General features: G+C 73.8%; 18 protein-coding genes. 11 read left to right on the top strand and 7 right to left on the bottom strand.

Annotation, left to right across the window (positions count from 1 at the left end; genetic code table 11):
* The first annotated feature begins 362 nt into the window (after nucleotides 1–362).
* Together ACFY00_RS06225 and ACFY00_RS06220 are read left to right on the top strand one after the other, a co-directional pair.
* On the top strand, nucleotides 363–1,025 hold the full coding sequence (locus ACFY00_RS06225) for a helix-turn-helix transcriptional regulator (protein WP_388027768.1): 663 nt from the start codon (nucleotides 363–365) through the stop codon (nucleotides 1,023–1,025).
* 144 nt (nucleotides 1,026–1,169) lie between these two features.
* Entirely contained in the window at nucleotides 1,170–2,252 is a 1,083-nt protein-coding gene (locus tag ACFY00_RS06220; RefSeq protein WP_388027766.1) for an inositol-3-phosphate synthase, read from the top strand.
* An 83-nt stretch (nucleotides 2,253–2,335) separates the two neighbouring features.
* Here ACFY00_RS06220 and ACFY00_RS06215 read toward each other — a convergent pair whose 3' ends face one another.
* The gene (locus tag ACFY00_RS06215) at nucleotides 2,336–3,106 is read right to left on the bottom strand and encodes a peptidoglycan-binding protein (protein WP_388027764.1); all 771 of its coding nucleotides are present in this window, start codon (nucleotides 3,104–3,106) and stop codon (nucleotides 2,336–2,338) included.
* Between the two features lie 165 nt (nucleotides 3,107–3,271).
* On the opposite strand from ACFY00_RS06215, the gene ACFY00_RS06210 reads away from it, so the two are divergent.
* Nucleotides 3,272–4,576: an MFS transporter gene (locus tag ACFY00_RS06210; RefSeq protein ID WP_388027761.1), complete on the top strand. Its 1,305-nt coding sequence runs from the start codon at nucleotides 3,272–3,274 to the stop codon at nucleotides 4,574–4,576.
* Nucleotides 4,577–4,641: 65 nt separating this feature from the next.
* Entirely contained in the window at nucleotides 4,642–5,325 is a 684-nt protein-coding gene (locus ACFY00_RS06205; RefSeq protein ID WP_388027759.1) for a hypothetical protein, read from the top strand.
* A gap of 28 nt (nucleotides 5,326–5,353) precedes the next feature.
* On the opposite strand, the gene ACFY00_RS06200 is transcribed toward ACFY00_RS06205, so the two are convergent.
* Nucleotides 5,354–6,790: a CCA tRNA nucleotidyltransferase gene (locus tag ACFY00_RS06200; protein ID WP_388028018.1), complete on the bottom strand. Its 1,437-nt coding sequence runs from the start codon at nucleotides 6,788–6,790 to the stop codon at nucleotides 5,354–5,356.
* 264 nt (nucleotides 6,791–7,054) lie between these two features.
* Here ACFY00_RS06200 and ACFY00_RS06195 point away from each other — a divergent pair, with 264 nt between their 5' ends.
* From ACFY00_RS06195 to trxA, 7 genes are all read left to right on the top strand, one after another.
* Nucleotides 7,055–9,394, top strand: a complete 2,340-nt coding sequence (locus ACFY00_RS06195; RefSeq protein ID WP_388027758.1) for a DUF6049 family protein — start codon at nucleotides 7,055–7,057, stop codon at nucleotides 9,392–9,394.
* Between the two features lie 51 nt (nucleotides 9,395–9,445).
* Nucleotides 9,446–11,878: a murein biosynthesis integral membrane protein MurJ gene (gene murJ / locus ACFY00_RS06190; protein ID WP_388027756.1), complete on the top strand. Its 2,433-nt coding sequence runs from the start codon at nucleotides 9,446–9,448 to the stop codon at nucleotides 11,876–11,878.
* A 292-nt stretch (nucleotides 11,879–12,170) separates the two neighbouring features.
* On the top strand, nucleotides 12,171–14,348 hold the full coding sequence (locus tag ACFY00_RS06185) for a serine/threonine protein kinase (RefSeq protein WP_388027754.1): 2,178 nt from the start codon (nucleotides 12,171–12,173) through the stop codon (nucleotides 14,346–14,348).
* Nucleotides 14,349–14,481: 133 nt separating this feature from the next.
* Nucleotides 14,482–15,300: an RNA polymerase sigma factor SigM gene (sigM, locus tag ACFY00_RS06180; RefSeq protein WP_388027751.1), complete on the top strand. Its 819-nt coding sequence runs from the start codon at nucleotides 14,482–14,484 to the stop codon at nucleotides 15,298–15,300.
* Nucleotides 15,297–16,223, top strand: a complete 927-nt coding sequence (locus ACFY00_RS06175) for a hypothetical protein (protein WP_388027749.1) — start codon at nucleotides 15,297–15,299, stop codon at nucleotides 16,221–16,223. The genes sigM and ACFY00_RS06175 overlap by 4 nt, the downstream gene beginning before the upstream one ends.
* Before the next feature lie 153 nt (nucleotides 16,224–16,376).
* Nucleotides 16,377–17,345, top strand: coding sequence for a thioredoxin-disulfide reductase (gene trxB / locus ACFY00_RS06170; RefSeq protein WP_388027748.1), 969 nt, complete (start codon nucleotides 16,377–16,379; stop codon nucleotides 17,343–17,345).
* Nucleotides 17,346–17,485: 140 nt separating this feature from the next.
* The gene (gene trxA, locus ACFY00_RS06165; RefSeq protein WP_285733902.1) at nucleotides 17,486–17,812 is read left to right on the top strand and encodes a thioredoxin; all 327 of its coding nucleotides are present in this window, start codon (nucleotides 17,486–17,488) and stop codon (nucleotides 17,810–17,812) included.
* Nucleotides 17,813–18,046: 234 nt separating this feature from the next.
* Here trxA and ACFY00_RS06160 read toward each other — a convergent pair whose 3' ends face one another.
* The 5 genes from ACFY00_RS06160 to ACFY00_RS06140 form a co-directional block, all read right to left on the bottom strand.
* Nucleotides 18,047–18,664, bottom strand: a complete 618-nt coding sequence (locus ACFY00_RS06160; protein WP_285733900.1) for a GNAT family N-acetyltransferase — start codon at nucleotides 18,662–18,664, stop codon at nucleotides 18,047–18,049.
* A gap of 120 nt (nucleotides 18,665–18,784) precedes the next feature.
* Nucleotides 18,785–19,855: a ParB/RepB/Spo0J family partition protein gene (locus tag ACFY00_RS06155; protein ID WP_388027744.1), complete on the bottom strand. Its 1,071-nt coding sequence runs from the start codon at nucleotides 19,853–19,855 to the stop codon at nucleotides 18,785–18,787.
* Complete coding sequence (locus ACFY00_RS06150; protein ID WP_388028015.1) at nucleotides 19,852–20,814, bottom strand: ParA family protein; 963 nt, start codon at nucleotides 20,812–20,814, stop codon at nucleotides 19,852–19,854. The genes ACFY00_RS06155 and ACFY00_RS06150 overlap by 4 nt, the downstream gene beginning before the upstream one ends.
* Before the next feature lie 270 nt (nucleotides 20,815–21,084).
* Complete coding sequence (rsmG, locus tag ACFY00_RS06145; RefSeq protein ID WP_388027742.1) at nucleotides 21,085–21,861, bottom strand: 16S rRNA (guanine(527)-N(7))-methyltransferase RsmG; 777 nt, start codon at nucleotides 21,859–21,861, stop codon at nucleotides 21,085–21,087.
* 139 nt (nucleotides 21,862–22,000) lie between these two features.
* Nucleotides 22,001–22,522 (bottom strand): protein jag, encoded by a 522-nt coding sequence (locus tag ACFY00_RS06140; protein WP_388027740.1) that lies wholly within the window; start codon nucleotides 22,520–22,522, stop codon nucleotides 22,001–22,003.
* Nucleotides 22,523–22,571: the final 49 nt, after the last annotated feature.

The following is a 22,571-nucleotide window of genomic DNA, read 5'->3' as shown; positions in this document are numbered from 1 at the left end:
GTCGGACCGCCGCGGAGGCGGCTGCTCGCCTCCGGGGTTGGCCGACCTGCGCCGGTGTTCGCTCATCTCTCCGCAGCTCCTCGGTCAGGGTGCACAGGCGAAAGAGTACGGCTCTCGAAAAGCCATCTAATCGGGCATTGGAAGCCAACCGGGACGAACTGACCGCGATTCATTACACGCCCGTTGCCCAGGGGCCTTGTGATCGCAGTTACGCGTGCCCCTCTTGCTCCTTCCGTGACCCAGGGTTACTGTTGCCGATATATCGAGCCGATACATCGGCGCGACACATCGGTTCGGCATACACTGCCGGACCGGGGCCCGCACCCGGCGAGCAGGAACCCTCACGGAAGGAGGAAGGCGGTATGAGCCGACGCTCCGGCGTCCTCGAATTCGCCGTCCTCGGCCTGCTCCACGACGCGCCCATGCACGGGTACGAGCTGCGCAAGCGGCTCAACGTCCTGCTGGGCTCGTTCCGGGCCTTCTCGTACGGAACGCTCTACCCCTGCCTGAAGAGCCTGGTCGCCCAGGGCTTCCTGGTGGAGGACAACCCGGACGTCGAGTACGTCCCGGCCACCGCCCTCAACGGCAAGCGGTCGAAGATCGTCTACCGGCTCTCCCCGGAGGGCAAGGAGCGCTTCGAGGAGCTGCTCGCCGAGTCCGGCCCGGACGCCTGGGAGGACGAGCACTTCGGCGTCCGCTTCGCCTTCTTCGGCCAGACCGACCGGGCGGTCCGGATGCGCGTGCTGGAAGGCCGCCGCAGCCGGTTGGAGGAGCGGCTGGAGCGGATGCGCAGCTCCATCTCCCGCACCCGCGAACGCTTCGACGACTACACCCTCGAACTCCAGCGCCACGGCCTGGAGTCGGTGGAACGCGAGGTCCGGTGGCTCAACGAGCTGATCGAGACCGAGCGGGCCACCCGGACCGGACGCAGCGCCGCGTCCCCCAGTACTTCGGACGGCCGTGGTCCGGCCGACGGGTCCTCCGACCCGCCCGGGCCACCGTACGACCGCCCGGGGCGCTCCTAGCGGAGCGCTGCACCACCGCGCCGGCCCCGCCGCCCGCGGCGAGGCGCGGGCGCTCCGTGCGCCCGATCAGACAGTAAGAACAGATGTGGAACGAGGTTGCCGCCGCAGCACGGCGGACCTCATGAGATTCAGGGAGCAACCGGAATGGGTTCGGTTCGCGTAGCCATCGTCGGCGTGGGCAACTGCGCCGCCTCGCTGGTGCAGGGTGTCGAGTACTACAAGGACGCCGACCCGGCCGGTAAGGTCCCCGGCCTGATGCACGTCCAGTTCGGCGACTACCACGTCAAGGACGTCGACTTCGTCGCCGCGTTCGACGTGGACGCCAAGAAGGTCGGCTTCGACCTGGCCGACGCCATCGGCAACAGCGAGAACAACACCATCAAGATCTGCGACGTGCCGCCGACCGGTGTCACCGTGCAGCGCGGCCACACCCTCGACGGCCTCGGCAAGTACTACCGCGAGACCATCGAGGAGTCCGACGAGGCTCCGGTCGACGTCGTGCAGGTCCTCAAGGACCGCCAGGTCGACGTCCTGGTCTGCTACCTGCCGGTCGGCTCCGAGGACGCCGCCAAGTTCTACGCCCAGTGCGCCATCGACGCCAAGGTCGCCTTCGTGAACGCCCTCCCGGTGTTCATCGCCGGCACCAAGGAGTGGGCCGACAAGTTCACCGAGGCCGGTGTCCCGATCGTCGGCGACGACATCAAGTCGCAGGTCGGCGCCACCATCACGCACCGCGTGATGGCGAAGCTCTTCGAGGACCGCGGTGTCGTCCTCGAGCGCACCATGCAGCTGAACGTCGGCGGCAACATGGACTTCAAGAACATGCTCGAGCGCGAGCGCCTGGAGTCCAAGAAGATCTCCAAGACCCAGGCGGTCACCTCCCAGATCCGCGACCGCGAGCTGGGCGCCAAGAACGTCCACATCGGCCCGTCCGACTACGTCGCGTGGCTCGACGACCGCAAGTGGGCGTACGTCCGCCTCGAGGGCCGCGCGTTCGGCGACGTCCCGCTGAACCTCGAGTACAAGCTCGAGGTCTGGGACTCCCCGAACTCGGCCGGTGTCATCATCGACGCCGTGCGCGCCGCGAAGATCGCCAAGGACCGCGGCATCGGCGGCCCGATCCTCTCCGCGTCCTCGTACTTCATGAAGTCCCCGCCGGTGCAGTACTTCGACGACGAGGCCAAGGAGAACGTCGAGAAGTTCATCCGCGGCGAGGTCGAGCGCTGAGCGCTCGGTGTCTCTGGTCCCTGACCACTGACCCGTCGTCCGGAGGGCCGTCCCGCTTCGTGCGGGGCGGCCCTCCGGCGCGTTCAGGACCAGGCGGCGGCCCAGGTGGCCGGGCCGACCACGCCGTCCACGGCGAGGCCGTGGCGCTGCTGGAAGGCCCGGCAGACCCGGGCGGAGGCGGGGCCGTACCAGCCGTCCGCGGTGATCGACCAGCCGCGGGCGGCCATCCGCCGCTGCCACATCAGCACGTCGTCCCCGTGCAGCATCGGGGTGCTCACCCGCAGGTAGCGGCCCGGCCAGCGCGGCGCCCCGGCGGCGGGGGCGGTCGCCTGGGCCGCCGTCCGGGCCGCGGGGACGCCGCCGAGCGCCGGGTCGGCGGAGACGGTGCCCTCCGGGAAGGCCGGGACGCCGTAGCCGTACGGCGACCCGGGTCCGCGCCGCGGCCGGGACTTGAGGTAGACGCCGTCGCCCTCGGCGGCGCCGCTGTCGTTGGTGTTGGCCTCCACCGTGCTGATGGTGTCGGCGTCGTAGGCGACGACGACGCCGGTGTGGGTGCCGCCGTCCGGGCCGAGGTAGAAGGGGCCGCCGAGGACGGGGTAGTCGCTCCAGCGGCCGCGTTCGCGCCACCAGGCGACCGCGGCCAGGCAGGAGGCGGTCATCGGCCAGAGGGCGTCCATGCCGGCCCGGTGGGCGGCCCAGGCCTCGAAGGTGGCGCACCAGGGCTGGCCGTCGGACCATTCCAGTCCGGGGGTCTCGGTGCTGTAGCGCTGGCGGTTGTTCCAGGTGCCGTCGGGGTCGCGGCCTTCGTGCTGGCCGACCTGTCCGAGCAGCAGGGCGGTGAACTCTTCTCGCATGGGAGCCTCCCGTTGTCCGAGGTGGTTCTTCCCTCCCGAGGTGGTCAACGACCCCGCAGTGGTGAGGACATCGGTGGTGCGGGAGCGCGCGGGGGGCGTCCGCCCGCCGGAAAGTCGGCGGATGTTCCACGTGAAACAGGATCGGCCGCGTGGCACCCTTGGCGGGTGATCACCGAACGGCCCCCGCGGGAGGCCACCCTGCCCGGGCTGCTGCTCGGCCTGCTGCGCGGTCCCGGCTTCCGGCGGCTGCTGACGGTCCGGTTGCTCTCGCAGCTGTCGGACGGGGTGTTCCAGGCCTCGCTGGCCACCTACGCGCTCTTCTCCCCCGACAAGCAGTCCTCCCCCGCCGAGATCGCCGTCGCGCTGGCGGTGGTGATGCTGCCCTTCTCGGTGGTCGGGCCGTTCACGGGGGTGATGCTGGACCGCTGGCGACGGCGGCAGGTGCTGCTGACGGGCAATCTGCTCCGCTGCGCGCTCTGCCTGCTGACCTCCCTGCTGCTGCTCGGCGGCCTGCCCCACTGGGTCTTCTACGCGGCGGCGCTGGTGGTGATCGGGATCAACCGGTTCATCCTGGCCGGGCTGTCGGCCGCGCTGCCCCGGGTGGTGCCGGACCCGTCCGCGCTGGTCACCGCGAACGCGGTCTCGCCGACCCTGGGCACGGTCGCGGCGACGGTCGGCGGCTCCCTCGGCCTGGTGGGGGGCGCGCTGGCCTCCGGCTCGGCCGCCACCGCCCTGACGGTGGGGCTCTCCGCGCTGCTGTACCTGGTCGCCGCGCTGGCGGTGCGCCCGATCGCCCCGGACGAGCTGGGCCCCGGCCTGCACCTCGAACTCCCGCCGCTGCGGCAGGCGTTGGCGACCGCCTGGCACGACCTGCGGGCCGGACTGCGGCACCTGCTGCGGGACTGCCGCCCGGCGGTGCGCGCGCTGGCCGCGGTGAGCCTGGCCAGGTTCTGCTACGGCGTGCTGACCGTGGTGGTGCTGATGCTGTGCCGCTACACCTTCAACCGGGCCGAGGACGTCGACGGCGGCCTGGCCACCCTGGGCCTGACGGTCGTGATGTCCGCGGTGGGCTTCTTCCTCGCGGCGGCGGCCAGCCCGTGGGCCACCCGACGGTTCGGCCTGCACGGCTGGATGACGATCTGCCTGGCCGGCGCGGCGGTGTCCGTGCCGACCCTCGGCCTGACCTTCCGGGAGGCCCCGGTGATGGCGGCGGCGCTGCTGCTGGGCGTGGTCACCCAGGGCACCAAGATCTGCACCGACACCCTGGTGCAGGAGTCGGTGGAGGACGAGTACCGCGGCCGGGTGTTCGCGATCTACGACGTCCTGATGAACGTCTCGTACGTCGCGGCGGCCGCCGTCACCGCACTGGTGCTGCCGCTGGACGGCCGCTCGGTGCCGGTGCTGCTGGCGCTGTCGGTGCTGTACGCGCTCGGGGCGGTGCTCTACTTCCGCGCCACCCGCCGTCCCTGACGGGGGGTCGGCCGCTAGGGTACGTGGGCGCACGGCAACCTAACCGCCGCAGGGGGGATCATCAGATGAGCACACCGCAGCCGCCCGAGCCGTACGGGCAGCCCAACCCGTACGGACAGCCCGGCCAGCAGCCGCCGCCCGCGTACGGCGGCCCGTCCGGCTACGCCCAACCCCCCGCCTACGGCCAGCAGCCCGCCGCACCCGCCTACGGCCAGCAGCCCCCCGCGTACGGGCAGCAGCCCCCGTCCGGCTACGCCCAGCCCCCCGCGTACGGCCAGCAGGCCCCGGCGCCCCCGTACGGCCAGCCGCCCGCGTACGGCCAACCGCCCACCGGGGAGGGGCAGTTGCCCGCCTGGGGGCAGGAGCCGCCGCGGGCTCCGGTCAAGCCCGCCGGGCCGGTCACCACCCGCACCGTGGTCCGCCGGACGGCGCTCGGCGTGGTGCTGCTCGGCCTCGCGGCCGCCTTCCTCTGGATCGTGTTCCTGGGCCGCGTCGACAAGGGGCCGGAGGTCGGGGACTGCCTGAACGCCCAGCACAAGAAGGTGTCCTGCACCGCCTCGGACGCCAGGTGGAAGGTCGACTACCGCAAGAACGGCACCGTCTCCCTGCTCAACTGCGCCAGTGAGCGCCCGGGCACCACCCCCTACGACGGCAAGTACCGGTCGCGGAAGCACACCACCCGCTACCGGCTCTGCCTGAGCCCGGTGAACGCCGCGCCCGCGCCCGGCGCCACCGCGGGCAAGCACTGACCCACCGCGGGGCGGCGCCGGGCGGGCGTCAGTCCTGCGGCTGCTCCGCCCACCAGGCGCGGAGGGCGGCCACCGCCTCCTCGTGCTCCATCGGGCCGTTCTCCAGGCGCAGTTCGAGCAGGTGCTTGTAGGCCCGGCCGACCGCCGGGCCGGGGCGCAGGCCGAGCAGCTGCATGATCTCGTTGCCGTCCAGCGCGGGGCGGATCGCGTCCAGCTCCTCCTTCGCCTGGAGCGCGGTGATCCGCTCCTCCAGCGAGTCGTAGGTGCGGGCCAGCGCGGCGGCCTTGCGCTTGTTGCGGGTGGTGCAGTCGGAGCGGGTCAGCTTGTGCAGCCTGGTCAGCAGCGGCCCGGCGTCGGTGACGTAGCGGCGCACCGCGGAGTCGGTCCACTCGCCGCCGCCGTAGCCGTGGAAGCGCAGGTGCAGCTCGACCAGCCGGGAGACCTCGCCGACCAGCTCGTTGGAGTACTTGAGCTCGCGCATCCGCTTGCGGGTCATCTTGGCGCCGACCACCTCGTGGTGGTGGAAGGAGACCCGGCCGTCCGACTCGAAGCGGCGGGTGCGCGGCTTGCCGATGTCGTGCAGCAGCGCGGCCAGCCGCAGCACCAGGTCGGGCCCCTCGGTCTCCAGCGCGATGGCCTGCTCCAGGACGGTCAGCGAGTGCTCGTACACGTCCTTGTGCCGGTGGTGCTCGTCGCTCTCCAGGCGCAGCGCCGGGAGCTCGGGCAGCACGAAGTCGGCCAGGCCGGTGTCGACCAGCAGGCGCAGGCCCTTGACCGGGTGCTCGGCCAGCAGCAGCTTGTTCAGCTCGGCCTGGACGCGCTCGGCCGAGACGATGGTGATCCGCTCGGCCATCGCGGTCATCGCGGCGACCACCTCGGGCGCCGGGTCGAAGTCCAGCTGGGCGGCGAAGCGGGCGGCCCGCATCATCCGCAGCGGGTCGTCGGAGAAGGACTCCTCGGGGGTGGCGGGGGTGCGCAGCACCCGGGCCTCCAGGTCGTCCAGGCCGCGGTGCGGGTCGACGAAGCCGCGGCCGGGCAGGTCGACGGCCATCGCGTTGACGGTGAAGTCGCGGCGCACCAGGTCCTGCTCGATCGAGTCGCCGTAGCTGACCTCGGGCTTGCGCGAGCTGCGGTCGTACGCCTCGCTGCGGTAGGTGGTGATCTCGATCAGGAACGAGCCCTCGGCAGTGTCCTTGCGGGCGCCGACGGTGCCGAACGCGATGCCCACGTCCCAGACCGCGTCGGCCCAGCCCCTGACCAGCTTGAGGATCTGCTGCGGGCGGGCGTCGGTGGTGAAGTCGAGGTCGTTGCCGAGCCGGCCGAGCAGGGCGTCCCGGACCGACCCGCCGACCAGCGACAGCCGGTGGCCGGCCTCCTGGAAGCGGCGGGCGATCTCGTCGGCGACCGGGGAGACCCGCAGCAGTTCCTGCAGGCCGAGGGTCTGCGCCTCGGTCAGCCCCGGCAGGGCGACCCGGTCGGCGGAGCTGGAATGATTGGCGCTGGACGCATTGGCAGTGGACACGGCTCACAAGGGTACGTGCCCGGCCCGCTCCACCGCCCTCCCGTTTCGCGCCGCCGGGCCGGTCCGGCAGCTCCCGGGCCGCAACACTGCGGGCCGGACGGCGTCGTTACCATGCCGGGTGGGCGCTCCTCGGCAGGGGCCCGCGCGGTCGGGCGGCCGCGGCGGTGCGTGGAGTGATCGAGACGATCGGGAACGGCGAGGACGCGCGTGGACGAGCGGACCGGGCGGAACGCGGCAGTGGCGGCGCGTCGCGGACGGTGGGCGGGCCTGCTGGCCAGGGCCTCCGCCGCCCTGCTCGCGAGCGGGCTGGTCGGCGCCCTGTGCGCCGCCCCGGCGGGCGCCGGACCGGCCGCGACGGCCGACTACCCGGCCGTGGTGGAGATCGACACCGTGGCGCCGAAGGTCGCGCACGAGAACGGGAACGTGACGATCACCGGCAAGGTCCTCAACTCCGGCCAGGCGACGCTCAAGTCGCCGACCGTGAAGGTCCGCCGACCGCAGGCCCGGCCGATGAAGACCCGCAGCGAGATCGACCTGGCCGAGTCCCGCACCACCCCGAGCACCCTGGACGGCCTGGCCATGGACCAGCCGTCCAAGGCCGTCGGCGACCTGGGGCCCGGCCAGAGCGAGGACTTCGTCCTGACCGTGCCGGTCTCCGCGCTGCAGGTCAAGGACACCGGCCCCTACGAGCTGGCGGTGGACGTCTGGGGCAGCACCGGCGGCGAGCAGCCCCACCCGCTGGGCATCGGCCGGACGTACCTGCCGTACCAGGGCAAGGAGAGCGCCCAGCCCTCGCAGCTGGCCGTGGTCTGGCCGCTCACCCACGCGCCGGTGCTGGTCGCCCAGACCATGGCGGACGCCGATCAGACGCCGGTGCTGCGCGACGACGGCCTGGCCGCCGAGCTGACCGGCGACGGGCGGTTGAACCGGTTGGTCGACCTCGGCACCGGCATGCCGAACCTGACCTGGGCGATCGACCCGAACCTGCTGGACACCGTGTACGCGATGACCAAGCCGTACCGGGTACAGAAGCCCGGCACCTCCGGCGAGTCCGCGAGCGAGGAGAACACCGTCCCGGGGACCGGCCGCGACGCGGCGACGACCTGGCTGGCGAAGCTGCGCTCCGCGCTGACCGCCTCGGGCAGCGCGGTGGTGTCGCTGCCGTACGCCGACCCCGACCTGGCCTCGATCGCGCACAACGGCGCCGGGCTGAACGGGATGGACAACGCGCTGCGCAAGGCGGTGACCGCCGGGCAGATCACCACCGAGGCCCGGCTGTCGGTGGACGCCCGCTCCGACGTCGCCTGGCCGTACCGGGGCCTGCTCGACCAGCGCACCGCGTCGGTGGCGGCCACCGCCGGCGGGCGGATCGTGCTGGTCGACGGCGGGTCGCTGCCGGAGTCCGACAAGCTGCCCTTCACGCCGGGCGCGGCCCGGTCGATCGGCAACGGGCAGACCGCGGTGGTCTCCGACCCGGTGCTCGCCGCGATGTTCCAGTCCGACCTGCCCTCGGAGCACGACCGCACCCTGACCGAGCAGCACTTCCTCGCCGAGACCATGGCCATCGCCCACCAGCAGCCGGAGCACCCCCGCGGCGTGCTGGTGCTGCCGCCCCGCACGCTGACCGTCGGCACCGCGCAGGCGCTGCACGACTCGGTGCAGGCCGCCGCCGAGGGGGGCTGGGTGGCCCAGGCGACGCTGGAGAAGGTCGCCGGGATGGCCCCGGACAAGGAGGCGAACACCGCCGTCCCGGGGTCGTACCCGTCCGACGCGGCCGCCGGGGAGCTGTCCACCGCCGAGCTGACGGCCACCATGCAGCTCCAGGACGGCGTGGACCAGCTGATGATGATCCTCAGTCGGCCGGAACGGGTGCGGGAGTCGTTCAGCGCCGCGATGGTGCGCTCGATGTCCACCGAGTGGCGCGACCAGCCGAAGGCCGGCACCGAGTACCGGCTCGGGGTGCGCACCTACCTGGACAACCTGAAGTCCGCGGTCCGGGTGGTCCAGAAGAGCGTGGTGACGCTGCCCGGCGACAACGCGACGATGCTGGTCAGCGTCAAGAACGGGCTGACCCAGTCGGTCGGCAACCTGGAGCTGCGCGTCGTCTCCACCCAGCCGAACCGGCTGCGGATCGACTACCCGATCCAGCCGCTGGTGCTGGACGCCACCACCAACTCCTCGCTCCGCTTCCCGGTCGAGGCCCAGGTCAACGGCCCGGTCCAGGTGACCGCCCAGCTGTGGACCACCGGCCCGGACGCCCGCCCCTACGGCGAGGCGATGGAGTTCACCGTCGACGTCACCTCGGTGGCCAGCGGCGTGATGTACGTGATCGTCGGCGGCACCGTGCTGATGGTCCTGGCCGGGGTGCGGTTCTCCCTGCAGCGCAAGAAGCGCCGGGCGGCCGGCGAGGTCGACGAGGACCCGGACCGCCCGGTCGACGGCCCCGGCGGGGCCGGGCCCGGCCCGGGAGCGCCGTCCGACGCGGACCCCTCGTCCGCTGCGGATGACACCGATCGGGTCGCCGGTGATGAGAAGGTGGATCACTAGGCCGCCCCACCCCCCGGGCGCCCATCCCCCTCTCTGACGTGGATTGGTGGCATGAACGAGCGGAGCGAGCGAGCAACCCAGGACCAGGGCGGCGGCCCGCCCCAGGAACGCCCGGGCGGCACCCGGTCCGCCGCCCCCGCGGACCCGACCGCCGACTGGTACGTCGCCGACACCTACGCCCACGACCCGTACGCCGCCGGGGCGTTCGGGAGCACGGACCCGTACGGCGCGATCGACCTGCCGGGGGCCGGCCCCGACGAGACGGACACCCCGGAAGGGTCCGCCGCGGTGCCCGGCCAGAGCGAGCGCGGGCCCGAGGCCACCCTGCAACTGACCGCCCCGGCCCCGCGCTGGGCGACGATCGCCGCCGAGGTCGCGGCGGAGGCGGGCGCCGAGGCGGGCACCACGACGAACCCCGAGGCGAATCCCGAGGAGGACGCCGAGGAGGACGCCGAAGCGGGCCCGGAGCCGCGGACCGGCCCGGAGGCCGCCGCGGGGACCGGTGCGGCCGGGCCCCGCTGGAAGGTCGAGACCGACCCGGAGCCCGCGGAGGACTACGTCGGGGTGGACTCGCTGCTGTCGGCGGCCGCCGACGGGCCCGCGGAGGACGGGCCGGACCGGTCCGGGCCCGCCGCGGAGGAGGAGCGGCGCCCGTACGTGCCGCCGATCGAGTTCGACCCGCCGCTGTCCGAGGAGGAGGCGGTGCTGCAGGCCGACGCCGCCGTGCTGGAGGCGAACGCGGCCGCCGCGGCCGTTCCCACCGGCCCGGCGACGCCCGCCCTCGCGCCCGGGCCCGCCCCGTCCGAGGCGCCCGCGGCGCCGGACCGCTCCGACGGCGGCGGCCGGGTCGCCGGGCTGCTGAACTCCAGCGCCGTGATGGCGGCCGGCACCCTGGTCTCCCGGGGCACCGGCTTCCTGCGCACCATGGTGATCGCCGCCGCGATCGGCGTGGCCTCGATGGGCGACTCGTACAACGCCGCCAACACCCTGCCCACCCTGCTGTACATCCTGATCGGCGGCGGCGCGCTGAACGCGGTGTTCGTGCCGCAGCTGGTGCGCAGCATGAAGAACGACGAGGACGGCGGCACCGCCTACGCCAACCGGCTGCTCACCCTGGTGGTGACCGGCCTGGCGGGCGTGGTGTTCGTGGCGGTGCTGGCCGCGCCGGTGCTGGTGCAGCTGATCTCGCACGCGCTGATGCGCGACCAGGCCAGCGCCGACACCACGGTGGCGCTGGCCCGGTACTGCCTGCCGACCATCTTCTTCATGGGCGTGCACGTGGTGATGGGCCAGATCCTCAACGCCCGCGGCCGGTTCGGCGCGATGATGTGGACGCCGGTCCTGAACAACGTCGTGGTGATCTTCACCTTCGTGATGTACATCGCGGTGTACGGCACCTTCCAGCACACCGAGGTCACCCCGCAGTCGATCTCCCCCGAGGGCGTCCGGCTTCTCGGCATCGGCACCGTGCTGGGCCTGGCCGTGCAGGCGCTGTCGATGATCCCGTACCTGCGGGCGGCGGGCTTCTCGTTCCGGCCGCGCTTCGACTGGCGCGGCCACGGCCTGGGCAAGGCCGCCCGGCTCGCCAAGTGGACCTTCCTGTTCGTGCTGGCCAACCAGGCCGGCTTCCTGGTGGTCACCCAGCTGGCCACCGCGGCCGGCAAGGCCGCCGAGCAGGACGGCCACCTCGGCGTCGGCCTGGCCGCGTACTCCAACGCGCTGCTGATCTGGCAGCTGCCGATGGCCGTCATCACCGTCTCGGTGATGAGCGCGGTGCTCCCCCGGCTCTCCCGGGCCGCCGCCGACCAGGACTCCGGCGCCGTCCGCGACGACCTCTCGTACGGCCTGCGCACCTCGGCGGTGGCGATCGTCCCGGCCGCGTTCCTGTTCCTGGCACTGGGCCCGGTGATCGGCTCCTCGATCTACGGCCTGGGCAACGGCGGCGCGGTCGCCCACGGCACCACCGCGGTCGGCTACATGCTCTCCGCCTTCGCCCTCGGCCTGATCCCGTACTCGGTGCAGTACGTGCTGCTGCGCGGCTTCTACGCCTACGAGGACACCCGCACGCCGTTCTCCAACACGGTCTGGGTGGCGCTCACCCAGGCCGCCGCGGCGGTGCTGTGCTGGCTGGTGCTGCCCGCGCAGTGGGCGGTCACCGGCATGGCGCTGGGCTACGGCCTCTCCTACGCGGTCGGCGTGTCCGTCGCGGTGCCGAAGCTCAAGGCGAAGGTCGGCGGCCTGGACACCGCCCGGATCACCAAGACCTACGTCCGACTGGCGATCGCCTCGCTGCCCGCCGCCGCGGTCGGCCTGGCCCTCGAACTGCTCGCCCTGCAGGTGCTGGACGGTTGGATCGGCAACGTGCTGACCCTGCTGGTCGCGGGCGGCGCGCAGCTCGCGGTCTTCCTGGTGCTGGCCCGCAAGATGCGCATCGAGGAGCTCGGCGCGCTCACCGGAATGGTCCGCAGGCGGCTCGGCCGCTGAACCGCCCGCGGGCGCCGCGTTGACGAGCCGTCAACCGGGACGCGGACGAACCGTCGGATCCTCAGTACGCTTCTCCCGGGCCGGAGTCGGGGTTCGCCCCCGGTTCCGGCCCGTTCGTCTGCTGTTCCACCGGAAGTGGGGGACCGGGCAACCTCCCGCCACCCCCAGAGGTCGTACCTGAGGGTCGGAAGTGGGCACAATTGACCCTGCACGGCCGACCGCTCCGGCAGGCAACGGGAACGTCGACCGTCCAGGGATGGACCGGGGCGACTCAAGGGGAGGCAGGACCACGGTGGCTGACGGCACCAAGGCGATCGTCGACACGTCCGAGACGGACGGGGCGGCGACCGAGGCCGCGCCGGTGACGGGCCCGGAGCCCGACGCCGGATCCGACCACGGGTCCGACCGCGCGCCCGAGCCCGGCCGCGCCGCCGCGAACTCGGCGAAGAGCCCGGCGAAGGGCTCGGTGAACGGCGTCGCGAAGGGCGCGCTGAACGGCGCGACGAAGGCCACCGCCAACGGCAGCCCCGGCGGCAGTCCCGGCGGCACGACGAAGGCCCCGGCGAAGAACGGCGGCCGGAGCAACGGCAAGGGCACCGCGAAGGCGGACCCGAAGACCACCCCGTTGCGCCCGGCCCGTCCGAAGGCCGACGCCCCCGCCGACGCCCGCACCGACGCCCCCGCCCGGGACGGCGCCGCGGACCAGCCGCAGGGCCTGCCTCCCGAGGCCACCGCCCCGCTCTCCGCCCAGGAGATCGACGCCGAGCTCGCCGCCCGGGGCGCCCGCCCCGACCGCCCCTCCCGCAGCGGCGGGGTGCGCCGCCCGCTGCCGCCGGTCGAGCCCGCCGAGCCCGTCCCCGCCACCAGCACCGAGACCCTGGACGCCGACACCGCCACCCTGCCGACCGTGCTGCCCGCCCCGAAGCGGCACAGCGGCGACAAGATCGGCGCCCGCTACCGGCTGGAGGAGTGCATCTCCGAGTCGGAGACCTTCAGCAGCTGGCGCGCCGTCGACGAGAAGCTCCGCCGCGCCGTCGGCGTCCACCTGCTCGCGGCCGGCCACCGCCGCGCCAAGTCGGTGCTCACCGCCGCCCGCAGCGCCGCCCTGCTCGGCGACCCGCGCTTCGTCCAGGTGCTGGACGCGGTGCAGGAGGGCGAGCTGGTCTACGTCATCCGCGAGTGGCTGCCCGGCGCCCACGACCTCGGCGAGCTGCTGGCCGACGGCCCGATGGAGCCGTACGACGCGTACCAGATGGTCCGCCAGGTCACCGACGCGATCGCCGCCGCCCACGAGCGCGGCCAAGCGCACCTGCGGCTCACCCCCAAGTGCGTGCTGCGCACCGACGGCGGCCAGTACCGGATCAACGGCATCGCGGTGGACGCGGCCCTGCGCGGCCTGCCCTCCGAGGACGCCGAACTGACCGACGTCCGGGCGATCGGCGCACTGCTGTACGCGGCGCTCACCCACCGCTGGCCCTACCCCGAGGACCGCTACGACCTCCAGGGCCTGCCCAAGGGCCTCGGCTGCGTCCCGCCGGACCAGGTCCGGGCGGGCGTCCACAAGGGCCTCGCGGAGCTCGCCGCGCGGATCCTGTGCGAGCAGCCCCCGAACCACAAGGAACCGATCACCAGCCCCGCCGAGCTGGCCGCGGAGATCGGCCGGATGCCGAAGGTCCGGCAGCCCGAGCAGCCCGCCCCGCCCGCACTGCGCGCGCTGCCCGCCACCCGGCCGCGCTACGCCGCCGGAGCGCCGACCCAGGCGCTCCCCCGCACCGAGCCCACCGCGCCCACCGCGCCCACCGGGTCCGCCCCGGTCCCCGTGCCGCGCCGCCGCCGCGGGCTGCGCCGCCTGCTGAAGTGGACCGCGGCGCTGGTCGCGCTCTCCACCGTGGCGGTCGGCTCCTGGCAGTTGGCCCAGTACGTCAACGTCCAGCAGGACAAGGCGGACAGCACCCAGAACAGCCCCGCACCCGCCCCGACCGGTTCGGCGGCCACCGTCACCGGCGAGAAGCTCCCGATCGCCTCGCTGGCCCCGTTCAACGCCTTCGGCGACACCAAGGACGAGCACAGCGCCGAGCTGCCGAACGCCACCGACGGCAACCCGTCCACCGCCTGGACCACCCAGCGCTACAACGACCAGTTCGGCGGCGCCTACCGCCCCGGCACCGGCATCCTGATCGACCTCGGCTCGGCCCGCCGGGTCGGCTCGGTGGACGTCCAGTTCCTCGGCGACACCAAGGCCGAACTGAAGGCCGCCCCGGCCGGCACCACCACCCCGCCGACCGCCGACGACTCCGGCTTCCGCAGCTTCGGCGCCTCGGTCGCGGCCGGCTCCGGCACCAAGGTCGCCCTGAAGCCGGACAGTCCGGTCACCACCCGGTACCTGCTGCTCTGGCTGACCAACGTCCCGGCCAACGACGACGGCGGCGGCTTCCGCGGCAAGGTCGCCGAGGTCCAGGTCAACGGTTAGGTCCTGTCCGGTCGGGCCCCGCCGCCGAACACCCCTTGATCCGCTCCGGCACATCCCCAACGATGTGACCCGGGGCCGCAACGACGTGACCCGGGCCGCCGCAGTGGACGGCCGAACCGCAAGGAGGGGGCGGATGGCCGAGGAGCCCACCGACGCCGAACTGCTCGCCCGGCACACGGCGGGCGACCCGGACGCCTTCGGGCTGCTGGTGCACCGCCACCGGGACCGCCTGTGGGCGGTCGCGGTGCGCACCCTCGGCGACCGCGAGGAGGCCGCCGACGCCCTGCAGGACGCCCTGGTCTCCGCGTTCCGGGCCGCCGCCGGGTTCCAGGGCCGCTCGGCGGTCACCACCTGGCTGCACCGGATCGTGGTCAACGCCTGCCTGGACCGGGCCCGCCGCAGCGCGGTCCGCCGGGCCGAGCCGCTCGACCAGCGGCCGGGGGGCACCGCGGAGCGCGCGCTCGGCAGCGCCGAGGGCGCGGAGCGGCACGCGGAACGGGCCGAGACACGTCGCGAGGTGGCCGAGGCGCTGGCCGAGCTGCCCGCCGAGCAGCGGGCCGCCCTGGTGCTGGTCGACATGCAGGGCTACCCGGTGGCCGAGGCCGCCGAGGTGCTCGGCGTCCCGGTCGGCACGGTCAAGAGCCGCTGCGCCCGCGGCCGGGCCCGGCTGCTGCCGCTGCTGCGCCACCTCGGCCCCGGTCCGGTTCCACGTGGAACCGGACCCGGCGGGAGCGCTCCGGTTCCACGTGGAACGGCCGCCGTGTCCGACGTACCCACCGGCGGTGTTCCACGTGAAACACCGCCGGGCGGTCGGACCGGTGTTCCACGTGGAACACCGGTGCGGAGCGCCACCGCCCCGCCCGCTCCCCGGGTCGGGAACCCGAGCCCGCCCTCCCCCGTCCCACCCACGGACCCTTCGCCCTCGCTGGAAGGAGATGCGACCCCGCGATGACGCCGCACCCGCCTTCCGACCACCCCGGCCCGGACGCCCTCGCCGACCTCGCCGAGGAGCTGCTGCCGCCCGAGCGGGCCGCCGCCCTGCACGCGCACCTGGCGGACTGCCCGGCCTGCGCCGAGGACCTCGCCCTGCTGCGCGAGCTCCCGGACCTGCTGGCCGACACCCCCGTGCCCGCCATGCCGCAGGACCTCGCGGACCGGCTGGCGGCCGCCCTGGCCGCCGAGTCGGCCGCCCGCACCGAGACCCGGCCGCAGACCCCGGCCGAGCCGCCCCGCGCCACTCCCCCGTCCGGCCCGCCCGCTCCGCCCGCCCCCGCCCGTACCGGCTCCCCGGCGGGCGCCCCGACCGCCAGCACCGGCCCCGGCCGCCCGCCGCGCCGCCGTCGGCGCGGGGCCCGGCTGCTGCTCGCCACCGCGGCCGTCGCCCTGGTGGTGCTCGGCGCGGGCCTGGGCGGGGCGCTGCTCGACCGCGGCGGCGACAGCGGGAAGTCCACCGCCGCCGGCGCCGCCTCGCCGATGGCGGCCGCCGACGGCTCCCAGGCCGCCAAGAGCACCGGCGGCGACTCCACCGCGCCCCGGCAGGTCGCCCCGGGCAACGGCGCCGAGGCGGTCGGGCCGGACTTCACCCCCGAGCAGCTCCCCGCCCAGGTCCGGCAGTTGCTGGACGGGAAGACCCCGTACCAGCTCGGCGCGCCCACCCCCGACGCGGCGACGGCGCCCGCACCCTGCGTGCTGGAGGCCGCCGGGCACTCCGGCGAGCAGCCCGCCGCCGTCGGCCCCGGCCGCTACCGGGGCCGAACGGTGCTGGCCCTGGTGTTCCGCCCGCCGGGCGGCAGCGGGCCGCTGGACGTCTACCTGGCCACCCCGGACTGCCCCGGATCGACGATCCTGCTGCACAGCACCGTCCCGGCCCCCTGATTCCTCCCCCGGCCGGGCCCGCCGCGACCGGAGTGCGGGCGGTGGGTGCGGTCGGGCCTGGGAATGCGGGAGACTGGTGAGTCGTTGTCCGGGGCGGCGGAGCAGACCGCCCTCCACCGCGCGAGCGGGACGCCAGGCGAACCAGGAGAAGCAGTGAGCGACGTCCGTAACGTGATCATCATCGGTTCCGGCCCGTCCGGGTACACCGCTGCGCTGTACACCGCGCGCGCCTCCCTGAAGCCGCTGGTCTTCGAGGGCGCCGTCACCGCGGGCGGCGCGCTGATGAACACCACCGAGGTGGAGAACTTCCCGGGCTTCCGCGACGGCATCATGGGCCCCGAGCTGATGGACAACATGCGCGCCCAGGCCGAGCGCTTCGGCGCCGAGCTGGTCCCGGACGACATCGTCGCGGTCGACCTCACGGGCGACATCAAGACCGTCACCGACTCCGAGGGCATCGTGCACCGCGCCCGCGCCGTGATCGTCGCCACCGGCTCGCAGCACCGCAAGCTCGGCCTCCCGAACGAGGACAAGCTCTCCGGCCGCGGCGTCTCCTGGTGCGCGACCTGCGACGGCTTCTTCTTCCGCGACCAGGACATCGCGGTGGTCGGCGGCGGCGACACCGCCCTGGAGGAGGCCACCTTCCTCTCCCGCTTCGCCCGCAGCGTCACCGTGATCCACCGCCGCAACTCGCTGCGCGCCTCCAAGGCGATGCAGGAGCGCGCCTTCGCCGACCCGAAGATCACCTTCGCCTGGGACAGCGCGGTCGAGGAGATCCACGGCGACCCGAAGCTTTCCGGCCTGACCCTGCGCGACACCAACACCGGTGACCTGCGCGAGCTGCCCGTCACCGGCCTGTTCATCGCGATCGGCCACGACCCGCGCACCGACCTCTTCAAGGGCCAGCTCGACCTGGACGCCGAGGGCTACCTCAAGGTCGACGCCCCCTCCACCCGCACCAACGTCCCCGGCGTCTTCGCCGCGGGCGACGTGGTGGACCACACCTACCGCCAGGCCATCACCGCCGCCGGCACCGGCTGCTCCGCCGCGCTGGACGCCGAGCGCTACCTCGCCGCGCTGTCCGACGCCGAGGAGGCCCCGGCCGCCGTCGCCGCGGTCTGACCCGCCCCGCACCGCAGCACCCGGCGGCCGTGACGGGCCTGACGCAGCAACAGGCCCGTCCGGGCGGAGGAGGCAGAAACAGATCCGCCCCCGCCGTTGTTATCACTGACGCACCCCTCCTCCGACCCCAAGGAGTTCCCGTGGCCGGCGCCACCAAGGAAGTAACCGACGCCACCTTCGAGGCCGAGGTCCTCAAGAGCGACAAGCCCGTCCTCGTCGACTTCTGGGCCACCTGGTGCGGCCCGTGCCGCCAGGTCGCCCCGGTCCTGGAGGACATCGCGGCCGAGCACGGCGACAAGCTGTCCGTGGTCAAGCTCGACGTGGACGCCAACCAGGAGACCGCGGCGGCGTACAACGTGATCTCCATCCCGACGCTCAACGTCTACAAGGGCGGCGAGCTGGTGAAGACCATCACCGGTGCCCGCCCGAAGGCCGCGCTGCTGCGCGAGCTGGCCGAGTACCTGTAGGTCCTCCCGCACCGCCGAGGCGGCCCGGACGGATGATCCGTCCGGGCCGCCTCGGCGTTCCCGGGGTGGTCCGAGGCTTCGTCAGGAAGCCCCGGGAGCGCGAGGGCCTCCGTCCGGCCGCGGGCTCCGGCGCTCCGGAGGCTTCGCTGAGAAGCCCTCAGCGCCGCGGCAGCCCGCCGCGAGCGACCGCCCCGCGGCGGAGAACCGCTCCCACCGAAGCTCCCGGGAACCCGCTCAGAACGGCCGCAGCGCCGGTTCGGTGCGCCGCCCGCCGAGCAGCCGCTCCAACGCGCCCTCCACGTCCTCCTTCCAGGAGAGCGTGGTGCGCGCCTCCAACCGCAGCCGCGGGTACCGGTGGTGCGGCCGGACGGTCTTGAAGCCCACCGCCAGCAGGTGGTCGGCGGGCAGCACGCAGCTCGGCACCTCACGCCCCTGCGCGCCGAACGCCTCGATCGCCCGGAAGCCGCGCCGGACCAGGTCCTTGGCCACCGACTGCACCAGCACCCGTCCCAGGCCCTGCCCCTGGAAGTCCGGCAGCACCCGGGACACCATCAGCTGCACCGCGTCCGGCGAGATCGGACTGGTCGGGAAGGACTGCCCGCGCGGCACGTACGCGGGCGGGGCGTAGAGCACGAACCCGGCCGGGCGGTCGTCCACGTAGGCGACCCGCCCGCAGGAGCCCCACTCCAGCAGCACCGCCGAGATCCACCCCTCCTTCTCCAACTCCCCCTTGCCGGCATCCTGCGCGTCCCGCCCGCTGACCGGGTCGAGCTCCCAGAACACGCAGGAACGGCAGGTGTTCGGCAGATCCGAGAGGTTGTCCAACGTCAGCGGAACGACCCTCCGTCCCACGCCCGCACCTCCTCCTCCAGGCGGAAACGGTCCAGACCTCCAGTCTGCTCCGCCCGACGGAACGGGTGCACGTTTCACGTGAAACATGCACCCGTTGGTTCGCCGATCGCGGTCCCGGGATCAGGAGAGCGGCAGACCCTGCTCGCCCGGGGCCAGAGTGTCCAGGATCCGGTTCAGGTCCTCGACCGAACCGAACTCCAGTACCACCTTGCCCCTGCCGAACTTGCCGCCGCTCTGGGCGACCTCGACCTTGACCCGGGTCTCGAAGCGGTCCGAGAGCCGGCCGGCCAGTTCCTCGAAGGCCGGGGTGGGCAGCGGCTCCGCGCGCGGGGCCCGCTTCTTCGGCTCGATGCCCGCCAGCAGCTTGGCCGCCTCCTCGGTGGAGCGCACCGACAGCCCCTCGGAGACCACCCGGTGGGCCAGCTTCTCCTGCTGCTCGGGACCCGGCACCATCAGGATCGCCTTGGCGTGCCCGGCGCTGACCTCCCCCGCCGCGACCTTCAACTGCACCGACACCGGCAGCGTCATCAGCCGCAGCGTGTTGGACACGTGCGGGCGGGACTTGCCGACCCGGTCCGCCAACTGCTCGTGCGTGCAGCCGAAGTCGCGCAGCAGCTGGTCGTACGCGGCCGCCTCCTCCAGCGCGTTCAGCTCGGCCCGGTGCAGGTTCTCCAGCAGCGCGTCCAGCAGCAGCTTCTCGTCCTCGGTGGCCCGGACGATCGCCGGGATGGTGTCGAGACCGGCCTCCCGGGAGGCCCGCCAGCGGCGCTCACCCATGATCAGCTCGTACCGGTCGGGACCGGTCTGACGGACCACCACGGGCTGCAGCAGGCCGACCTCCCTGATCGAGGCGACCAGTTCGGCGAGCTTCACCTCGTCGAACACCTCGCGCGGCTGGCGCGGGTTGGGCCGGATCCACTCCAGCGGCAGCTCGGCGAACCGGGCGCCGTCCACCGGGGTCAGCGCCGCCTCCAGGACGCTGCGGCGCTGGTCGCCCGCCAGCTCCCGCAGGCTCTCCGCGGCGGCCTTGGCGGCCACCGTGCCGCGGTCGGTCGGCACCGGCACCACCGGCACCACCGTGACCGTCCCGGGCTCGGCCGACTCGGCCGGAGCTCCCCCGGCGACCGCCGGCTGGGTCGCCGGGATCAGCGCCCCCAGACCCCTGCCCAGACCCCTGCGCGTGCCACTCACCGCTTGCCCTCCATCGAACTGTGCTGTGCCGTCGGCGCGGACGTCTCCCCGCCGCTGCGCGGCGGAACGACCGCCGCACCCGCCCGGTGCCGCCCGACCGTCGGCTTGGCGACCTCGGCCCGCAGCGCCAGCTCGCGCGCCGCCTCCAGGTAGGAGAGCGCACCGGTGGAGCCCGGATCGTAGCTCAGCACGGTCTGCCCGTAGCTGGGCGCCTCGGAGATGCGCACCGACCGCGGGATGGCGGTGTTCAGCACCTCCTTCTCGAAGTGCGTCCGCACCTCCTCGGCGACCTGCGCGGCCAGCCTGGTCCGGGCGTCGTACATGGTGAGCAGGATCGTCGACACGTGCAGCGAGGGGTTCAGGTGCGCCCGCACCAGCTCCACGTTGCGCAGCAGCTGGCCGAGGCCCTCCAGCGCGTAGTACTCGCACTGGATCGGGATCAGCACCTCCTGCCCGGCCACCATCGCGTTGACGGTCAGCAGCCCCAGCGAGGGCGGGCAGTCGATCAGCACGTAGTCCAGCGGCTGCTCGTACGCGGCGATGGCGCGCTGCAGTCGGCTCTCCCGGGCGACCAGCGAGACCAGCTCGATCTCGGCACCCGCCAGATCGATGGTGGCCGGGCAGCAGAACAGCCCCTCCACGTCCACCACCGGCTGCACCACGTCGGCCAGCGGCTTGCCCTCGACCAGCACGTCGTAGATCGACGGCACCTCGGCGTGGTGGTCGATGCCGAGTGCGGTCGAGGCGTTGCCCTGCGGGTCGAGGTCGATGACCAGCACCCGCAGGCCGTGCATGGCCAGACCGGCGGCCAGGTTGACGGTGGTGGTGGTCTTGCCCACCCCGCCCTTCTGGTTGGCGACCACCATGACCCGGGTCGCGGCGGGCCGGGGCAGCGCTTCCCCGGTGTGCCCGACGGCCGGGGCGACGTGCGCAGCCCGGGCGACGGGGGTGTCATCCACCTGATCGACGATCTCCGACTCCTGCATGGGGGTCAGTGTTTCACGTGAAACCTGGCCCGCGACAGTCACCTCCGGGTGACGGTCCCGGGTTGGGTTGCGGTCTTGATCAAGTACGCCGGAGAGCAGGAAGCGACGTTTCACGTGGAACACGATGCCCGGAATGTCGGGATCAACCGACTCGACACTCCGGGCCCGGCCCCATCGGAACCCCAACGGAAACGGGGCGGGCGGCCCACCGGCCACCCGCCCCGAACACCAGTACCAGGCCGCTCAGCGCCGCCCGCGACCGCCGCCGCGCCGACCCGAGCCCTCGCCGCCCTTGCCACCGCGCCCCGCCCGGGCCGCCTTGGCCCGCCGGGTGGCCGCCTTCACGCCGCCGGGGCTCTCCCCCGCCTCCACCCGCACCACCCGGGTCGGGGTCACCAGCAGGCCCTCGCCGACACCGATCACCGACCACTTCACCGCACCGAGCCGGGTCAGCGCCGCCCTCGACTCCGCCAGCTCCTGCTCGGCGGTGTCGCCCTTCAGCGCCAGCATCTGCCCGTACGGGCGCAGCAGCGGCATGCCCCAGCCGGCCAGCCGGTCCAGCGGCGCCACCGCGCGGGCGGTCACCACGTCCACCGCCAGCTTGCCGACCGTCTCCTCGGCCCGGCCGCGCAGCACCGTGACGTTCTGCAGACCGAGCTCGCGCACCACCTCCTCCAGGAAGGTGGTGCGCCGCAGCAGCGGTTCCAGCAGGGTCACCGACACATCCGGCCGGGCCAGCGCCACCGGGATGCCCGGCAGACCGGCGCCCGAGCCGACGTCGCACAGCGAGACCTCGGCGGGCAGCAGTTCGGCCAGCACCGCGCAGTTGAGCACGTGCCGGTCCCACAGCCGGGGCACCTCGCGCGGGCCGATCAGCCCGCGCTGCACCCCGGCGGTCGCCAGCAGCTCGGTGTAGCGCACGGCCTGCGGCAGCCGATCGCCGAAGATCCGTCCCGCCGTCTCCGGAGCCTGACCGGGCCCCTCCAGCGGCGCCTCGGCCTCCGTGCCGTCCCTGTCCATCTCTGCCTCTCCGCTCACCGTCGAATCCACCCGCCGTACCAGCACTGTTCCACGTGAAACACCACTCCGCCGCAGAGCCGACGACCCCGCCCGCGCGAGGCGGGCGGGGTCGGACACCGGAACGGCAGCACCACCGGCGTCAGGCCGGCAGCACGACCACGCAGCGCTGGGGCTCCTCGCCCTCCGACTCGCTGCGCAGACCCGCAGCGGCCACCGCGTCGTGCACCACCTTGCGCTCGAACGGGGTCATCGGCCGCAGCTTGACCTGCTCGCCGGTGCTCCTGACCCGCTCGGCCGCCTCCGCGCCCAGCTCGGCCAGCTCGGCCCGCTTGCGCGCCCGGAAGCCCGCGACGTCCAGCATCAGGCGGCTGCGCTCACCGGTCTCCCGGTGCACGGCCAGCCGGGTCAGCTCCTGGAGCGCCTCCAGCACCTCGCCGTCCTGGCCCACCAGCCGCTGCAGCGTCCGGTCGTCGCCCTCGCTGACGATGGAGACCAGCGCCCGGTCCCCCTCGACGTCCATGTCGATGTCGCCGTCCAGGTCGGCGATGTCCAGCAGACCCTCCAGGTAGTCGGCGGCGATGTCACCCTCGTGCTCCAGACGCGAGAGGGCGCTCTCACCGGCCGGGGCGGTGTCGACGGCGGAGGTGGTGCCATCCGTCACAGGTGGACTCCTTCGGAAACGAGGCCCTCGGGTGGGGCCGAGAACGAGG

This window comes from Kitasatospora sp. NPDC001540 (assembly GCF_042894345.1).
Lineage (GTDB): Bacteria > Actinomycetota > Actinomycetes > Streptomycetales > Streptomycetaceae > Kitasatospora > Kitasatospora phosalacinea_C.
The sequence above is the reverse complement of the archived record's forward strand: the minus strand, read 5'-3'. Positions and strand labels throughout refer to the sequence as shown.

Bases quoted from the DNA above. Each gene is read 5' to 3' on its own strand.
- ACFY00_RS06225 (WP_388027768.1), top strand. From the start codon at position 363: ATGAGCCGACGCTCCGGCGTCCTCGAATTCGCCGTCCTCGGCCTGCTC.
- ACFY00_RS06220 (WP_388027766.1), top strand. From the start codon at position 1,170: ATGGGTTCGGTTCGCGTAGCCATCGTCGGCGTGGGCAACTGCGCCGCC.
- ACFY00_RS06215 (WP_388027764.1), bottom strand. From the start codon at position 3,106: ATGCGAGAAGAGTTCACCGCCCTGCTGCTCGGACAGGTCGGCCAGCAC.
- ACFY00_RS06205 (WP_388027759.1), top strand. From the start codon at position 4,642: ATGAGCACACCGCAGCCGCCCGAGCCGTACGGGCAGCCCAACCCGTAC.
- murJ (WP_388027756.1), top strand. From the start codon at position 9,446: ATGAACGAGCGGAGCGAGCGAGCAACCCAGGACCAGGGCGGCGGCCCG.
- sigM (WP_388027751.1), top strand. From the start codon at position 14,482: ATGGCCGAGGAGCCCACCGACGCCGAACTGCTCGCCCGGCACACGGCG.
- ACFY00_RS06175 (WP_388027749.1), top strand. From the start codon at position 15,297: ATGACGCCGCACCCGCCTTCCGACCACCCCGGCCCGGACGCCCTCGCC.
- rsmG (WP_388027742.1), bottom strand. From the start codon at position 21,861: ATGGACAGGGACGGCACGGAGGCCGAGGCGCCGCTGGAGGGGCCCGGT.